This is a genomic window from Nostoc sp. FACHB-133, assembly GCF_014698055.1.
Lineage (GTDB): Bacteria > Cyanobacteriota > Cyanobacteriia > Cyanobacteriales > Nostocaceae > Nostoc.
This window is the reverse complement of sequence record NZ_JACJSH010000064.1, coordinates 1-14091: the sequence shown is the minus strand read 5'-3', so window position 1 is coordinate 14091 and position 14091 is coordinate 1. Positions and strand designations below refer to the sequence as shown.

16 protein-coding genes are annotated in these 14091 nt (G+C 38.8%); 3 read left to right on the top strand and 13 right to left on the bottom strand.

Features of this window, described 5'->3' with window-relative positions; genetic code table 11:
• The gene (gene mcdB / locus H6G86_RS31505) at positions 1 to 474 is read left to right on the top strand and encodes a carboxysome distribution maintenance protein McdB (RefSeq protein WP_190937622.1); all 474 of its coding nucleotides are present in this window, start codon (positions 1 to 3) and stop codon (positions 472 to 474) included.
• A 167-nt stretch (positions 475 to 641) separates the two neighbouring features.
• On the opposite strand, the gene H6G86_RS31500 is transcribed toward mcdB, so the two are convergent.
• Genes H6G86_RS31500 through H6G86_RS39085 form a run of 4 tightly spaced genes read right to left on the bottom strand, consistent with a single transcriptional unit; the run spans position 642 to position 4489 of the window.
• Positions 642 to 896 (bottom strand): hypothetical protein, encoded by a 255-nt coding sequence (locus tag H6G86_RS31500; protein ID WP_190937621.1) that lies wholly within the window; start codon positions 894 to 896, stop codon positions 642 to 644.
• A 22-nt stretch (positions 897 to 918) separates the two neighbouring features.
• A complete protein-coding gene (locus H6G86_RS31495) occupies positions 919 to 2400 on the bottom strand; it encodes an Hsp70 family protein (RefSeq protein ID WP_190937620.1) in 1482 nt (493 codons plus the stop codon).
• A gap of 5 nt (positions 2401 to 2405) precedes the next feature.
• On the bottom strand, positions 2406 to 3533 hold the full coding sequence (locus H6G86_RS31490) for a hypothetical protein (RefSeq protein ID WP_190937619.1): 1128 nt from the start codon (positions 3531 to 3533) through the stop codon (positions 2406 to 2408).
• Entirely contained in the window at positions 3533 to 4489 is a 957-nt protein-coding gene (locus H6G86_RS39085) for a hypothetical protein (protein ID WP_242065069.1), read from the bottom strand. The genes H6G86_RS31490 and H6G86_RS39085 overlap by 1 nt, the downstream gene beginning before the upstream one ends.
• Positions 4490 to 4585: 96 nt before the next feature.
• Between H6G86_RS39085 and H6G86_RS39710 the strand changes: the two genes are divergently transcribed.
• On the top strand, positions 4586 to 4720 hold the full coding sequence (locus tag H6G86_RS39710; RefSeq protein ID WP_277883695.1) for a hypothetical protein: 135 nt from the start codon (positions 4586 to 4588) through the stop codon (positions 4718 to 4720).
• 135 nt (positions 4721 to 4855) lie between these two features.
• On the opposite strand, the gene H6G86_RS31480 is transcribed toward H6G86_RS39710, so the two are convergent.
• Both H6G86_RS31480 and H6G86_RS31475 read right to left on the bottom strand, forming a co-directional pair.
• Positions 4856 to 5389 carry a tyrosine-type recombinase/integrase gene (locus H6G86_RS31480; RefSeq protein ID WP_190937618.1) on the bottom strand — a complete coding sequence of 178 codons (534 nt, stop codon included), beginning with the start codon at positions 5387 to 5389 and terminating at the stop codon, positions 4856 to 4858.
• A 393-nt stretch (positions 5390 to 5782) separates the two neighbouring features.
• Entirely contained in the window at positions 5783 to 6754 is a 972-nt protein-coding gene (locus tag H6G86_RS31475; protein ID WP_190937617.1) for an SPL family radical SAM protein, read from the bottom strand.
• 41 nt (positions 6755 to 6795) lie between these two features.
• On the opposite strand from H6G86_RS31475, the gene H6G86_RS31470 reads away from it, so the two are divergent.
• Positions 6796 to 9288: a UvrD-helicase domain-containing protein gene (locus tag H6G86_RS31470; protein WP_190937616.1), complete on the top strand. Its 2493-nt coding sequence runs from the start codon at positions 6796 to 6798 to the stop codon at positions 9286 to 9288.
• Between the two features lie 377 nt (positions 9289 to 9665).
• On the opposite strand, the gene H6G86_RS31465 is transcribed toward H6G86_RS31470, so the two are convergent.
• The 7 genes from H6G86_RS31465 to H6G86_RS31435 form a co-directional block, all read right to left on the bottom strand.
• The gene (locus H6G86_RS31465) at positions 9666 to 9872 is read right to left on the bottom strand and encodes a hypothetical protein (protein WP_114085451.1); all 207 of its coding nucleotides are present in this window, start codon (positions 9870 to 9872) and stop codon (positions 9666 to 9668) included.
• A 51-nt stretch (positions 9873 to 9923) separates the two neighbouring features.
• The gene (locus tag H6G86_RS31460; RefSeq protein ID WP_190937615.1) at positions 9924 to 10130 is read right to left on the bottom strand and encodes a hypothetical protein; all 207 of its coding nucleotides are present in this window, start codon (positions 10128 to 10130) and stop codon (positions 9924 to 9926) included.
• Between the two features lie 77 nt (positions 10131 to 10207).
• Positions 10208 to 11662: a hypothetical protein gene (locus H6G86_RS31455; protein WP_190937614.1), complete on the bottom strand. Its 1455-nt coding sequence runs from the start codon at positions 11660 to 11662 to the stop codon at positions 10208 to 10210.
• On the bottom strand, positions 11659 to 12240 hold the full coding sequence (locus tag H6G86_RS31450) for a hypothetical protein (protein ID WP_190937613.1): 582 nt from the start codon (positions 12238 to 12240) through the stop codon (positions 11659 to 11661). The genes H6G86_RS31455 and H6G86_RS31450 overlap by 4 nt, the downstream gene beginning before the upstream one ends.
• A 67-nt stretch (positions 12241 to 12307) precedes the next feature.
• On the bottom strand, positions 12308 to 12955 hold the full coding sequence (locus tag H6G86_RS31445) for a hypothetical protein (protein ID WP_190937612.1): 648 nt from the start codon (positions 12953 to 12955) through the stop codon (positions 12308 to 12310).
• A gap of 128 nt (positions 12956 to 13083) precedes the next feature.
• A complete protein-coding gene (locus tag H6G86_RS31440; protein WP_190937611.1) occupies positions 13084 to 13740 on the bottom strand; it encodes a hypothetical protein in 657 nt (218 codons plus the stop codon).
• 12 nt (positions 13741 to 13752) lie between these two features.
• A partial coding sequence (locus H6G86_RS31435) for a hypothetical protein (protein ID WP_190937610.1) occupies positions 13753 to 14091 on the bottom strand: 339 nt, incomplete at its 5' end.

Sequence of the window (14091 nt, the reverse complement as noted above, 5' to 3'; positions counted from 1 at the left end):
ATGTCAGATAACGTACTCAACCAACTACGCAACAAACGCAATCGCCCGACAGTTGAACCACGCCAGGATGCACTCGTCCCTAAAGTACAACCCCTAACAGAAGAACAAAACGCACGACAACAAATCACCCCAGTTACAGAACTTGTGAACCCAACTACTGCATCATCTGACACACTTACCGAACTCAAAACCGAACTCGAAAAATACCCCGAAACCCGACGACATTCAGCGATCGTTTTAGAAAAAGACCTCGACCAAGAATTAACACGGTTTTGTAAAGATAGAGGCATCACAGTTGAGGTATTTCTAGAAGCTGCCTGGACTATTGCTAGTGCCGATAATGCGCTCGTAGAAAAAATCACTACAGAAGCCAAGCACCGTTACGACCAACGCAAGCGGGTTGGGCAAATTAAACGGTTAATAACCATGTTGAACAGCAACTCGTCCAAAAAAGATAACGTATCGTCCCATTGACATAAGAATCTAACCCAGCACAAGATAGTGAGCAGGCAATCGCCTTAGTACATGAATGGAGCGATCGTAAGCGCAAGCTATTTAAGCCTGAACATATTCGCAAAGCTTGGCAGCGTTTACATGAGCAAAACTGGCTAACTCCGAAGTAATTGTTATAAAAATTTTTCCTAAGACCTTCGTTGGCAAGTTCCAGCACAGGGTTTTTTGCAAATGGAACACACGATAGTTTGTTGGTACTCTATAATCTGCTGACTAGTAAAATACTTTTCCCTAATCCGAACTTCTTTCATGCGGTTAGGCTCAATTAATGCTGCAAAATCACCAGGGAAGTGACGTATTTGCTCTTTTGCATTTTCTACCTCAACACCATCTATACTTTCCACCATCAAATTTGATTTCAGTTTTAAATTTGATTTTTTCATAGCAGATTATCTCAAATAAAAATTACGCAAACCGTAAGCCATAACATAAATCGTGAATATCGGTATAAACTGGTTTATCTTGTACAGACCCCTTTGCACTAACTTGCAAAATTACATCTTTATCTATCCTGAAGTCAGCAACAATTCTTTCCTTGTATATATTTTGTAATACTTTAGATATCGGAACATTAATGATTTCTTTTACTTGATGTTCTCGATTGTCTAAATTTGTAGTAATAATTAACCTGCCTTCACCTTCTCGATTATCTGTACAAAAAAACACAACTTCTTTTTTGGCGGTATCTGGTTTTAGAATAGTTCCGCTCTCAAACACTGTGTAATGATTTTGGTCTGCAAGCTGAACATCAATAGGTTGCACTAAATATGGTTGCCAATCATAGTAAGAAATAATTGCTGCACCTTCAGCAATAACTGTATCTGCATTAGGAAGCTCAATAACTTTAGTCAGCCCAAAGGTTTTATGCATTTCATTGATAAGTAGCGGAATGCGAGAAGTTCCACCAATCAGCAGCACTTGATTAATTTGCGATGGCTGAAGACGTGCATCGTGCAAAATCTTATCTACCAAAGCCATCGCATCTTGAATTTGCAATTGAATAAGGGATTCAAATTGACTACGATTTATATCTTGGAATAAATTATAGCTTCTCTCATTGTCTGAATAAAAATCAAAAAGTTCTATTGAAGAGTTATGCTTAATACTTAAATCTATTTTAGAAAACTCTACTTCATGAAGCAGCAGACTTTCAATACCTGGCTCAATCCGAAAACCTTCTGAGCTAATACCCTTCTCTTTCTGGAATGTATCTATCACATAATTCATTAATACTTCATCCAAGTAATCTCCCGATTTACCATTAGCACCAGCAGTACTAACTTCGTATAAACAACCAGAATCAAGTTTGACTAAAGTAATGTCTAAAGTTCCACCCCCCCAATCAAATACTAAAATATTTTCGCGTCTTTGTTTCAACTTTTCCCATTGTTCTGAGTCTGCTAATAAATAACCTACAACCGCCGCAAAAGGCTCATGAATAAAAGTTTTTATAGTAATTCCTGCCATTTCAGCAGCTTTACGAATCGCCCTTCGCTGTCGTCCATTAAAATACAGTGGAACAGTTACAACAGCTTCTTCAATATCTGGGAAATTAGCATCATATCTTGTTTTAACATCTTCTTTTAAAAAGCGGAATATTTCGCTAGCTACCTGCCAAGTGTATTTAGACTTACCAAATATTTCAAACTCTTCTTCTTGCTGAATTTGACTTTTTATTGACCTAATAATTTTATTTCCAGGTGTATTTTGAAAATCTCTGATTTGGTCTTTAGCATTTCTACCAACAATAGGTTGAGAATCTCCTCGATACCAGACAATAGATGGATGTGGTAGCCCCTCTTTATCAACAAATGAAGTTAATTCTTCACCGTTGAAAGCAGCAGCTACTGAATTAGTTGTGCCAAAGTCAATACCAAAACCAACCATAATAATTACTCTGTTATTTGTTCTCTAATTTTTTTAATTATTCTTAGCCCAATTTGGCTATTTTCTTGAAAGTTATCAGTAGCACCAGTTAAACATCGCTCTAATTTATTTAATTCATGGTCTAGACGATTTCTCACATTGCTTAATGTGGCTTCTCTTTCTTGACTAATCTTAACTCTGCTAGAAGTTTTCAGTTGTACATATAGTTCTCTTTGGTGTTCTATGTCATTTTGACTCTGCTCTAGTTTTTTCTCTGCATCTATAATTTGCCGCTTTAACTCTTGGCATTCTTGTTCTAACTGAAGTGTATAATCTTCTCTTTGCTTGCGTAATTCTTGTTCCCTCTGCAAGTTCTCGCGTAAAGCAGAAATTTCTTGACCCTGCTGACTAGCTATAATCTGAGGATGCGACCCATATAATAATAATCTTTTAGCCTCACTAGCACTGGGTTTAGCTAACTTAAATAGTTCAGCAACAGCTTTAACTCGATTTTTAATATCACTTTCTTGTTTAGGTTGGGATTTAGTAAGCTGCTGGTAGTAATTAGAGTCTGATAGCACCTCCAAAATTATATTCATACGGCTTGCAATTGCTGAAACTTCGCCTTCAGAAATTAAAAGTGATATTAAATCCCTCAGAAAATCAAGTTTTTTATCATCCTCTTTTACTTTTAGTGGTTTTTGGCTTTTATCTAGGTTAATTATCTTTTCTTTAATAAATTGAAATACTTGCTTATCTCCGAAATTTTTGAGTATATTTTCTTGAATACCTTCTTTTAAGTCTAGGGATTGGCTGATAAAATTAATAATTTTAGGACTAATTTCATCTAGTGTTCTTAAACCATTGTCAGAGCTAAAGTTAGCAGCAACTATAGCTAGGTGTACAATGGCACGATATTTCAAAGGGCAGTTAAGAATTGCAGTAACTACCTTATTTTGCTGTTGTATATCTAACTGAAATTGCTTGTTAGGGTTAATAATTAGAGAAATAAATCGCTCTGCTGTTTCAATCTTCCATTCTGTTTGTTGCACTAATCTGTTCAGTTGCTCACACAAATCCTCAGCCGAACGAACTTCTTGAGCTAGCTTTGGAGCTTTTTGTATTTGGGAATTTTTAGAAATATTTTTAGACATTAAAAACCTGTTGCCTCCGCTTTGAAAATTGGATGAGTTTTGATACTACGGTAAGCTTCTTTTGCTTGGTTTACTTCTCCCCACTCTCGAAATAGCCGAGCCTTGAGTAAAGCTAGCTTGTCCTTATAGTTGCGGTTGCTCATATTGTTGAGCAGGCGTTCTAGCTTCACCAGCCATCCGTACTTAAGAGTTGAGCGATCACAGTAGTAAAGCCTTAATGCTTCTAAAAACTCCTCATGAAAATAATCAATAATGATTCCTTGGGTTTGCCTGCTGCTAGATGGAGGTAAAGTAATGGCAGCAACACGTTCATAATCATTTATAAAAAACTGACCAGCCCAAAAAAATAAAGAATATTCTGATGCTTCTGCCATCTGCGAAAACCAATTCATTTTAAAGCTAATTGAGTACCGAGTCTGCTGTGCAACTAAAGATGGGAAAGGTTCTAAGTAACCAAAAGCTCTACCAAACTGCTCAGAAAGTGATTGATAGTTGCTTGAACTTTCATTTATCTCTTGGTAATGCGCTCTTAGATATTCCAACATCCCTTTAAGGTACTGCTTGCGTAAGGGATGCTCATTTGAGCGATTGAGGGGAGTTTTGTAATCAGCCCAACTATTTATACTGTTGCCCCTATCTATTCTGGTTTGTAAATCAAAGGCTATATCGTCTAAATCACTGAAGTTAAGCTTTTCAATGTCTTCGTTAGTAAATATTTCATCGTTGGTTAGGATAACGCCATTGATGGGGATGTTGCCGTAATAATCTCGGTGTTCGTTAAAGATGTGGTTTTGTAAGTCTGTGTTACTGAAAAAGAATTGCTGACAGAGTGGACAGATAACAGAAGGAAAACTACGAGGTGTCGAGGAGGGTATTCCCAGCTTTTGGCGAATAGATTCAATTCTCCAGCCTTCAGATTCGGCATTATCCTCGACAGTATCTGATAAGATTCCCATAGCACCCGTTGTGTAACTTTATGAGCGATCGCTCAGTTAAGATTTCCTTGTTATAGAGTTCCCTGGTAGCTACAGAAATTAACAAGAAGCTTCAGCTTGAGTAGTTTGATATGGTTGGAAGCGATCGCTAATCCCTCCCTAACAGCCCCCTCTCCTTGCTGTTTAAACTTGATTTCCCGGCATAGCGATCGCAAATTGCGGGTTAATCTGGGACTGAATGCTTTACAGTAAGCGGGTTGTGCGTTGCGAACTTTCCCAAACGTTGTAGCAAATATGAGAAGTGAAAAATAATCTCAGGTGGTGCAGAGTTAATAATTCCCGTTCCGCTAAGACGCTTGATACAGCGCGTATACAAGTTACCGCAACCTACAATAATTCTCCTGCCGCATCAACTTCATCGCGGTCAATATCCAAATAAAAAGTTAAATTGGCGATGCTGGTATGTCCAGATCGCTTTTGCAGTGTTGGCAGTGGCACACCCGCCTTATACATTTTTGTCAGCCCAGTCCTTCGGAACGAGTGAGAACTGATACCCTTGAACCCTACATAGTCACAGGCTTTGCGTAATGCCAAGTCCGCTGACTGCCGGGTACGATGCCCCTCCTTCCGACCAGGAAATAAATACCCAGTTTTGGGTAAGCCACACTCAATTATTAATTCCGCTAATTTTGCAGATATCTTCACTTCCCTGGTTTTTTTGGTCTTGGTCGTGCTGGCGCGGAAGATAATCCTCTCACCCACAATATCTTCCTTGGTGAGTTGAAGTGCCTCACTTATGCGGCATGATGTGTAATAGCAAATTCCAAAAAGCAATTTATCAGATCGTGAAAAAACGCTCATCAATTCTTCCAGTTGTTCGTCGGTCAGCACAGATGCTTGACCGTTGCGGCGAATTTTCATACTTGGCCTGAGTTGCTCTTTTGTTATTTTAGCAATAACACATTCACCACCAGTAACCACTTTCCAGTTTGAGCAATCGAGACTTAAGCAAACCTTATCAATCCCCTACATGGCAGAATCAGCCTTTGCACGTTTATTCATAAGGCTGGCTTATATGGGGTAATATTAACGTCACTCCTAACAACTACTAATTAGGCTAAAACCCAAAAGTGTTGAATGGTTCAGCCTGATTCTGGTTTTGCCTAAAACGCTAATGAGCTTACAATTTGATATCGAAAATGATATCAGCTTGTAGAATGGGTGCAGGTTCTGCCTGATTGTGCGCGAAAATTTTCTCTGGATAGACGCGAACGGGCAGCGTTCATGGCTCCTTTAGCAGATAAACTTTAATTTCTATGCAGGTGCATAGCCTTCATTTCCTTCCAGTAGCGGGTGTTCTGAACCCAGAATATTAATTAAAGTGTTTCTCACTTCTTGGTACTTTTCTTCCGTCCAATTATCTTCCTTCATTTTCTGAAGAGACTCTGGTGAACTTCCAGCACTAAAACGAGAACGAGTAGGTTTAAAAAACTGTGTGACGTACTCCGCAGCATTTAGATTAGCTATGCACCGACCAAACGTTTTAGGATCTTTAATTGGTAGCATAGGACTGATTGAAATACCGATAGGAATACCAGATTTTGCAACTTGTTTAGCAGCTTTCAGACGTACCTCAATTGCAGGACAATGAGGCTCATAGCGAGAGCGCACATCCTCAGAGTCAGTAGTAATAGTAAAGTTGATACGGATGTGTTTGAACTTTTGGAATAAGTCAATGTCTCGTAAAGCAATTGGGCTGCGTGTTTGAATAGTAATGCGAGGCTGAATTTCGATAAGTTCTTCTAGAATTCTTCTAGTCAAACCTACTTTGTGTTCTATAGGCTGATAAGGATCAGTGACACTGGACATATAAATTGTGTCACCTTCCTCAAGTCGCCTTTCTACAGATTTAGAACGACGCGCACGGCGCAGCAAGTCAACAGCGTTTTCTTTAACTTTCACCCAATCACCCCAAGTGTTTTGCTGGTCAAAAGTTGGGGCAAAAAAACGTGCGTAACAATAATCACAGGCAAAGCTACACCCACTATATGGATTTAGAGTAAACTTATACAAGCTGATGAAGCCACTTGGAGAGGTTAGCAGACTATTACTGTTTATATACTGGACTTTAGCAGAACCAATATTTGATGGTTGTGAGTTATTTGTACTTAAACATTCTGCTTGTTCTGGCGGAGCTTCAGTAATATTGCTGACAGTGGTATTACTGAATTTATGCAAGGAAAATAACAAAAGCTGTTCTCCGTCTTCAGTTGGTTGCTTTTTCATAAGCTCCTTTTATCCGATTGCCTGGAAGTTTAATTAATTATATGCAACAAGAACTCTTAAACTGGATTTCTAAACAGCAAAACTACTTAGATGAAATTATAGCTAAGACGGCTGATACTTATTTAGAAAATAATAAAGAAAGTCGAAATAACTTTATTTTTGATATCCAAGAATCTAATCAAGAACAACTTGCTTTATGTAAAGGTAAAGACTTGTGTTACGATAGACCGTCTGTAGGTTTTGCTTACTCTCTATGGTATCACGGACGAAGAGTTAATACCTTCCTTAACTATTTGATAAAGGTTTTTTCTGAAACTACAGATAAAGAAATTAATATTTTTGATTTAGGGGCTGGAACTGGGGCTATACAGTGGGCAATTGGCCTAATTTATGCAGGGATGAAATCATTAAACATTCCCACTCCTAAGTTGAAGATTATTAATATAGATAATAGTCCATTTATGCTTAACTATCATCAACTGCTTTGGGAGCAGTTTGTAAGTCACTATAGCGAATGCTCTGATATTACCTGGGAATATAAAATTAATTCTTGGAATAATTCTGAAACTTCAGATAATACGAAATCTTGGATATGTGCAAGTTACTTGTTTGACATCAATGAGAATCAAGAGGCTATTGCCAATGATTTTATTGAATTAATCCAGATGTATGATCCAAGTACCATTATTTTACTAACATCAAATCAGCCAGAAAAGAAAGAATATTTAGAAAGCATATCAACAGAAATTAAAAAAAATGGATACCACATAGAAAAAAATTATTTTAAAAATAACTTATTTGATGGTTTGATGAGTGCTGTTAGCCAATGTAGGGATAATTATAAAAGAGAGTTTGGTCTGGAAAATTTTAATATTAGGGTTGAATGGAGCGATTACAGTTTTACGGGCAAGGTTTTTAAAAGAGAATTTATTCAGCAAATGATGCTCATTGATCTACCTGATAACAGACAAAGTATTCATAGTATAGATATATATAAGCCAGCTACCAAACAGCGAAAACAAATTGAGTTAAGCGAAACTCAAAAAAAAGCAGCTAAACACTGTGATAAACCAGCTATCATAACTGGTTCCGCTGGAAGCGGTAAAAGTGTTGTAATTACTGAAAGAATAAAGAATTTAGTTGAAGAAAATAACTACAATCCATCATTAAGGATACTGTTAACTACATTCAATAAAGGTTTGATAGGACAGCTAGGAGATTGGCTACAAGAAATACTTGATTCTAATAAGTGTAGAAGAGTAGTTGATAGCAGCAACCAAGGTGAACCAGAAGAAACAAGTAAATTTGAGTTTTATCCCCTAAGCAATTCGCCTAATATTAAATTAATGCACTTTGATGTACTTCCTACTAGAATAGGAAAAATATCAAGAGGAATAACACCTTATAGCAAATTTATTTCGGAAAACATTAACGAAATTATCCAGGAAGTGAGACAACAGTATAATCTCCAAGAGAATGAATATGATGATGTCATTAATACAGAGTTTATTTTAGATGAATTCCATAGAGTATTTTATGGGCTTGACTATAGAAATAAAGAAACTTATGTAACTAGTACAAGATATGGGAGAGGCAATAAACCAAGTTTACAAGGAATAAAAAGAGCAATAATCTGGGAGTGTCTAGAACATTACTATAATATTTTAGAAGACAAAAACATTCATGATTATACACTAATTAGAATTAAGTTTTTAGATAAATTAAAAACAAGTAAAGAAGAAAGATTATTTACACATATATTTGTTGACGAATTTCAAGACTGTACATCAGCAGATTTTGAAATTTTCTATCAGTTGCTACAGAAACCAGATAATTTAGTAATTGGTGGAGACTCAGCTCAATCTGTACATCTTGGAACAAGCTACTCTGGTCTTACTAGAAAAGCTGATATGTCAAGGCGAGAAATCTTTCGCTTAGAGAGTTCATACAGACTACCTTACAGAATTAGTGAATGTATTCGAGAACTATCGAAGCGAATCATAAACAAACATAGAAATAAAAATACAGATATATCTCCAAATGAAATTACACCATACAAAGGTTCGCCACCAGGAGCTAGACCAATAGTAGTCTTTGCAAAAACTTTAGATTCAATCAGCCAAAAGATAAAGGAAATATTTGAAACTTATAATAAGGCTTATGATTTTAATAAAATTACTATCTTAGAAAAAGATACCAGGCTCTGTTATGCTCTGAAAAACCTGAAAATTAATTCCGAGACTGATACAGTTTTGAGAATAAAAGGCTTAGAGAAAGAATGTATTTTATGGTCAGTTAGGAAGAGGATAGAAAATGAAAGTGAAGCTGAAGAAATTGTTTATACAATATTAACTCGGACATCTAGAATATTGATTATTGCTCTTTCCGAAGAAATTAGCGATGTTTATAAAGAAATAATTGGAACATTTAATATAGAGAGATTGATTTTTTGGGATCAAGAAACAAAAAATCGATATTCTGAATTTTGCAAAGAATCGGAGTTAGAAGATATTGATCATTTCATACCCAATTAGACCGCTAGCCTCAACCTCGCAACAAGAGTACCCAGCATTGGCACTCAAAACGCTTATTTTATGGCTATTTGTGCTTTGATGGCACAAGCATTTCTTACTTTTTATCTAATCGCTATGTTTCATGTAACTATGCAGCAAAAACTACTTTTGATCAATCAATAAATACATTGGAGGTTTTGGAGCTATGCCGGAACTAAGCCACTCATTAGGCAGACAGGATCATCGCCCGGCATACACTCCAAAACCCCCTCTTTCATTAGGACTAGCTCCGACAGAGCAGTATTGAGTGTGCAACATCAGCGCCTAAAACGCTTGTAAACAAGCACTCTTAACTAGAAAGCGTCTACATCTGTAGACATGAGAGATTCGGGTGCGAGTCAAAGATAAGAATCCACAAGTTTCCCCTGAGTTGACCACTTCTCATCTAGAAGGCGACAAGCGACATAAACAACATTTTGAGGATTGCGCTTGTGTCTTCCATTCGTACCCCAGGAACGAACAGTATAATCACCTTGATAACCTAAAACAAGTGCAAGCTCGTCGTAAGTTAACTGCCATTTTTTCTTAAATTCTATTGGGTGCATAGTATTCACCTATTTCAAGTAATTAATTAGCAGAGACGCGGATATAAATTATCAAAGGTAAGAATCTATAACTTTGCCCTCAGCCGACCATTTTTCATCTAGAAGGCGACAAGCCACATAAACCACTTTTTGGGGGTTGCGCCTGTGTCCTCCATTTATCCCCCAACAACGTACAGTGAAATCATTTTCGTAACCTAAGACGAGTGCTAAATCGTTGTAAGTTAATTGCCACTTTTTCTTAAACTCAATTGGGTGCATAAATGTAAATTCCTCACTATTTTTAATCGACTAATCGACAAAGTTTTCCGGTTTTGTGACTGACTAGAAATATTTCTCTAACGAGCGCTAATAAATCTGAGCAAGCTATCAGGATAAAACCAGTCTGGAACTGTAACCCGCTTCGATTCAATTAGATTTCCATCGTCATCATAAAGACCACTAATTTCAGCATGGTTTAGAGGTACGCGACCGTTCTTTGACTTGCGCTTGATTTGGATAGTTTCGCTTTGCCTTAAATCATTAAAACCCTCAGCATTGCCAGAAGCGGCATTAGTAAAAGCATGAGAAATACAAACTAGATATTCGGCAGCTTTGCGAACGTCAGTAAGTGAATGTCTCACAAATTTTTTGACTGATTCTTTACAATCATCTTGCAGAGAAAGCTGTGTCAATTCATCCCAGAGTGTTTGAATAGGGGTGTCGTTTTCTGTACGGTCGCTCCAACGTTGAACAGCTTCATTCATTGCCTCACCAATAGCTAAATAATCGTTACGTTCGCCGATTAATTCTGGCTCTAAAGGTATCAACAACTTCCAAGCTTTCGCTCTATTTTTATGTCCATGAGCGTCAACGATTGATGTAATGTTCCAATCAAAAATCGCCTTCCTACACATAACAATTGATGCAGCAAAACTGCTTTTACCACTACCTTGACCCCCTAGCACCCAAACTGGTTTTGTTGATTCAATGACATCCCATAGCCAACCACCCTCATGATTTTTCAAGAGTTGAACTAATTCTTGGGCGGTCGTGCCTTGTGGAGCCTTAACTTTTTCACTACTGGGATTGATGTTTTCTGCGTCCGCCTTGCGCTTGTCTCTTCTGTTTTCAGCAATAGATTTATCAGCTACGGAGTCAGCGACCACAAACTGTTTTTTAGTGTTATCAAACTGTAAATCCTCAAGCTCTGACTGACGCTGATACTGTTGCTGCAATTCCTCAAGAGAGATATAGCGTTCTTGGACTAACAAATTATCAGCGCGTCTGTCGATATCCTTCTTATGTTTGTCTGATATCCGTGCTGATTCATGTGATTGCAAGTCGCGCTCAGTCCTAGTAATTAAACCTTGGCGCTTAATAGCTGTCTTGAAATCTTCCAGACGTTGAAAACTTGACTCGTTATCAATCTCATCTTTGGCAGCCCAACAGTAATAACCCATCCAGACAAAAGCAGGCGCGACTAATAACCACAGGCTAGGATTCTCTGATGGAGCTAAATCTGACGTAATGAAAGCACCGTCAGGGAGAGAAACAACATCATTAAACTGTCGTGACTTCCATACTTCTGTGAGCAATCTGTACTTGAAACGGCAGTATTTATTATCAAGTGCCGATTGTGATTTTGCAGGTAATTCATAATGCTTAATTGTGCGTTTATTCGCGGTATTAGGACAAAATCGCACTTCAGTAAACTGATAAGGGTGCGGTGTCTGCCCATAGTAATAAGCGCTGAAAAGCCCCAGAAGTAAAGCTGTGACAGCACCAACTTTTAGTAGCGGTTGAGCATTCATGACTTGGATTTATGGATGCCGTAAACCACACTGCCTGCCACCAATGCACCCACCACAAACACAATAGTTTTGTCTGATTCTGGCAGACGGTTAAAATCTTCTACAGTCGCTTTGATGTTGTCGTAAGTCTTATGTGAGTTCTGCATTGTCGCGTAAAAATCACCGATAGCAGTCCACAAAATGAAGCATCCGAATATTGTTTGAAAGAGAAATTTTATCGCCTTGTCCATGTCCGTAAAAACCCATCCTTCAGGAGACTTGTTTACGGTGAACTCCAATAAATCACGATTAACTATTTGATTAATTCCCAACACAATAGCGACCGCAGGCATTAGCCCCGCCGAGCCTGTAGCTATTACTAAATACTTAGCCAAGCAATAGGAAGTAACACCCCAGCCGCAAGATTCAATTCCTTTGAGAACAGCACGACTGCGATTAAGCTTTTCAATTTCCTTGGCTTTGAATCTTTTAATAGCTTCTTGTTCATCCTGGGTAAATGCAGTATCAGGATAATCTTGATAATCGAGTGATTGTTCGGTGTCCCCGTCTTGCAGTGAAGTGTTAAATTCATCTAACATTGTTCTTATGACGAATTTTGATTTCCCCTACTGAGCGCTAACTCGTAGGGGATTTTGCTATGCGGAATTACTCGAAAATCGTAGAAACAGCAGTGCGGAACGCTTGCACTAATTTGTTAGTCGTGAATGACTTACGAGGTACTAAATCAAGGTCTGAACCTTCGCCATAAGTCAATAGATGTTTTGCCTTTTCCGTTTCATAAGTCCTGTCAGCGTCTAGCTGTGCCTTTACGGGTCGGGCTAACTGCGATTTAGCAGCCGCCAGATGGTCAACTTTGCTCATGTGATAGTCGATGTAAGCCTTGAGCTTAACTAGGTCGATGCTTTCTCTGTAGCGCTGATTCTCTAGTGTGCGGTCGCTGGACAGCTTCAATCCGATTTCTGAGCGCTCATGACCGTACTTTAAATTTGCGATCGTTAAATCGGCAGATGTCTTGTCGAGAGCAATACCAGATGCGCCAGCTTGTTTGTAAATCTCTGCAAGTCCTTTGTTATATTCCTCAGTGCCTTTGATGAACGCTGACAGGTTATCTGTGATGTAGGGCATGATGGTTAAGATGCGTTCGCCCTCGTTACCCATTTCCCCTACTTTGGTCAGGGCGGCATCGTCACCATTGATGCAACCCATGATTAAGCTATCAGCAACGCCTAATTTCTCAGCCCTTGCCTTTAGCTTTTTACCGTGTTTACCAACGATATTCTTGATATGTTTCACGTTTTTGACTCCTGTATGTGCAACATTCCGTCATAAACCATTGAGAGAGGGGAGCCGCGAGTGCAATTATTAACGGTATCCCCACAAGCCCAATCAACAGATGTTTGTAAGTGAGTTTGCCGACTGGCTTAATCGATAATTCCGGCGAAAGATAACGCGAGGTCTGCAAACTGGCTTTTGTAATCCAGGGCGGTGGCCTCCATCGCTTGTTTAATTTGCGTCAGTTCACTGCCAGCAACATCATCCATCTCTGCCAGTGTCTGCCTGATTTCGTCGGCTTTGCGTCGGATTTTGGATACTTCTTGATTCTTGAATTCTCTTGCAAAGTGGACGAGCGCGTTAAAAATCGCCTCGTTCAACTCCTTTCTAGATGCGAAGGTGGAAGCAATGGACACTGTAATCTGTTTCACATCCGCCGCTTTCAGTTCAATTCCCGCACCTTGTGCAATATCTGCAACGAGGGATTGCTTTTCCTGCTCAGTCAGCACAATCTGATTCTCTGGCTCTTGCACGGTCAGCGCCCCTGTTTGAAGATCAGTCTCAGGCTGTGCATCTTCTGACCCTACTAGAAACGTTTCTTCAACGGGTTCATCAACTATAGATAATTGGCTTGTCGATTTGACTTTGAGATAATCAACGGCTTGACTCAATTGCTCTTTGGTTGGATTGTCAAGGTCATCACACTCGACAGCGATCGCTGCTGTTGTGTAATCGTCCTTGGTAAATCCTTGATAACCCTGTTTGTACAAACGAGCGCGGACATTGTTAGTAAACTTGTCAGACATGATGATTGCTCCTTAAAGGGCTAGTGTTAAAACTTCGATGGTTGCGGATTTCATTGTTTGCTTACGCTTGTTGATTGCCCATTTAGCAGCAACAAACGCGACAAGGGCCAAATCTTTGCTGTGATAGGTGTCATGAGCGCTGTAAGACAGACCGACTTGACTAAACCAGTAGTAACGGGTGCTTGATGGTACGTCGTCAAGATTGATTTTTAGATAGTTTGCCAAAGCAGATAGTGCTTCAATACCGCTATAGCCGCCTTCGGACGAATAAAAATGCTTGAATGCTTGCCAACGCTCCTCAAATCCCTCCCTGGTTGGACTTAACGCACCATAGCGCCGTTTAAGTCCCGC

Bases quoted from the DNA above. Each gene is read 5' to 3' on its own strand.
- mcdB (WP_190937622.1), top strand. From the start codon at position 1: ATGTCAGATAACGTACTCAACCAACTACGCAACAAACGCAATCGCCCG.
- H6G86_RS31500 (WP_190937621.1), bottom strand. From the start codon at position 896: ATGAAAAAATCAAATTTAAAACTGAAATCAAATTTGATGGTGGAAAGT.
- H6G86_RS31495 (WP_190937620.1), bottom strand. From the start codon at position 2,400: ATGGTTGGTTTTGGTATTGACTTTGGCACAACTAATTCAGTAGCTGCT.
- H6G86_RS31490 (WP_190937619.1), bottom strand. From the start codon at position 3,533: ATGTCTAAAAATATTTCTAAAAATTCCCAAATACAAAAAGCTCCAAAG.
- H6G86_RS39085 (WP_242065069.1), bottom strand. From the start codon at position 4,489: ATGGGAATCTTATCAGATACTGTCGAGGATAATGCCGAATCTGAAGGC.
- H6G86_RS31480 (WP_190937618.1), bottom strand. From the start codon at position 5,389: ATGAAAATTCGCCGCAACGGTCAAGCATCTGTGCTGACCGACGAACAA.
- H6G86_RS31475 (WP_190937617.1), bottom strand. From the start codon at position 6,754: ATGAAAAAGCAACCAACTGAAGACGGAGAACAGCTTTTGTTATTTTCC.
- H6G86_RS31470 (WP_190937616.1), top strand. From the start codon at position 6,796: ATGCAACAAGAACTCTTAAACTGGATTTCTAAACAGCAAAACTACTTA.
- H6G86_RS31465 (WP_114085451.1), bottom strand. From the start codon at position 9,872: ATGCACCCAATAGAATTTAAGAAAAAATGGCAGTTAACTTACGACGAG.
- H6G86_RS31460 (WP_190937615.1), bottom strand. From the start codon at position 10,130: ATGCACCCAATTGAGTTTAAGAAAAAGTGGCAATTAACTTACAACGAT.
- H6G86_RS31455 (WP_190937614.1), bottom strand. From the start codon at position 11,662: ATGAATGCTCAACCGCTACTAAAAGTTGGTGCTGTCACAGCTTTACTT.
- H6G86_RS31450 (WP_190937613.1), bottom strand. From the start codon at position 12,240: ATGTTAGATGAATTTAACACTTCACTGCAAGACGGGGACACCGAACAA.
- H6G86_RS31440 (WP_190937611.1), bottom strand. From the start codon at position 13,740: ATGTCTGACAAGTTTACTAACAATGTCCGCGCTCGTTTGTACAAACAG.